Origin of the sequence: Azospirillum sp. RU38E, assembly GCF_900188385.1 — a bacterium.
Taxonomy (GTDB): Bacteria; Pseudomonadota; Alphaproteobacteria; order Azospirillales; family Azospirillaceae; genus Niveispirillum.
This window is the reverse complement of the sequence record NZ_FZOI01000064.1, coordinates 1-1,311: the sequence shown is the minus strand read 5'-3', so window position 1 is coordinate 1,311 and position 1,311 is coordinate 1. Positions and strand designations below refer to the sequence as shown.

1 pseudogene is annotated in these 1,311 nt (G+C 69.3%); it reads left to right on the top strand.

What is annotated here, in order from left to right:
- A pseudogene (locus CHB97_RS26585) lies at positions 1 to 1,311 on the top strand (hypothetical protein); the annotation flags it as partial.

Below are 1,311 nucleotides of genomic sequence, written 5' to 3'. Positions count from 1 at the left end.
CACGGTGAATGGCGGCTACGCCCTGGTGACCGATGCCGGCAAGGGTGCCGTCAGCTTCGGCGGTGCCGTCGGTGGTACGACGGCGTTGAAGTTCCTCTCGGCCGGTGGGGCCACCGTCACGGTGGGCAGCGTCACGACGACGGGTCAGCAGGATTATGCCGGTGCCGTGCGCTTGGCCGGCGATCTGGTCAGCACGACGGGCGGCACCATCCGCCTGGGCGGGCCGGTCACCCTGACCGGTGACAGCGCCATTGTCAGCGCTGGTGCGGCCGGTGACGATATCCGCCTCACCAGCACGGTGAATGGCGGCTACGCCCTGGTGACCGATGCCGGCAAGGGGGCCGTCAGCTTCGGTGGGGCTGTCGGTGGTACGACGGCGCTGAAATTCCTCTCCGCCGGCGGGGCCACCGTCACGGTAGGCAGCGTCACGACGACGGGTCAGCAGGATTATGCCGGTGCCGTGCGCTTGGCCGGCGATCTGGTCAGCACGACGGGCGGGTCTATCCGCCTTGGCGGGCCGGTCACCCTCACCGGTGACAGCGCCATTGTCAGCGCTGGTGCGGCCGGTGACGATATCCGCCTCACCTCCACGGTGAACGGCGGCTACGCCCTGGTGACCGATGCCGGCAAGGGTGCGGTGAGCTTTGGCGGCGCCGTCGGTGGCACGACGGCGTTGAAGTTCCTCTCGGCCGGTGGGGCCACCGTCACCGTCGGCAGCGTCACGACGACGGGTCAGCAGGATTATGCTGGCAACGTCCGGCTGGCCGGCGATCTGGTCAGCACGACGGGCGGGTCTATCCGCCTTGGTGGGCCGGTCACCCTGACCGGTGACAGCGCCATTGTCAGCGCTGGTGCGGCCGGTGACGATATCCGCCTCACCGGGACGGTGAATGGCGGCTACGCCCTGGTGACCGATGCTGGCAAGGGTGCGGTGAGCTTTGGCGGTGCCGTCGGTGGCACGACGGCGTTGAAGTTCCTCTCCGCCGGTGGGGCCACCGTTACGGTGGGCAGCGTCACCACCTCGGGTCAGCAGGATTATGCCGGTGCGGTGCGCTTGGCCGGCGATCTGGTCAGCACGACGGGCGGCACCATCCGCCTGGGTGGGCCGGTCACCCTGACCGGTGACAGCGCCATTGTCAGCGCTGGTGCGGCCGGTGACGATATCCGCCTCACCGGGACGGTGAATGGCGGCTACGCCCTGGTGACCGATGCCGGCAAGGGTGCGGTGAGCTTTGGCGGTGCCGTCGGTGGCACGACGGCGTTGAAGTTCCTCTCCGCCGGTGGGGCCACCGTTACGGTGGGCAGCGTCAC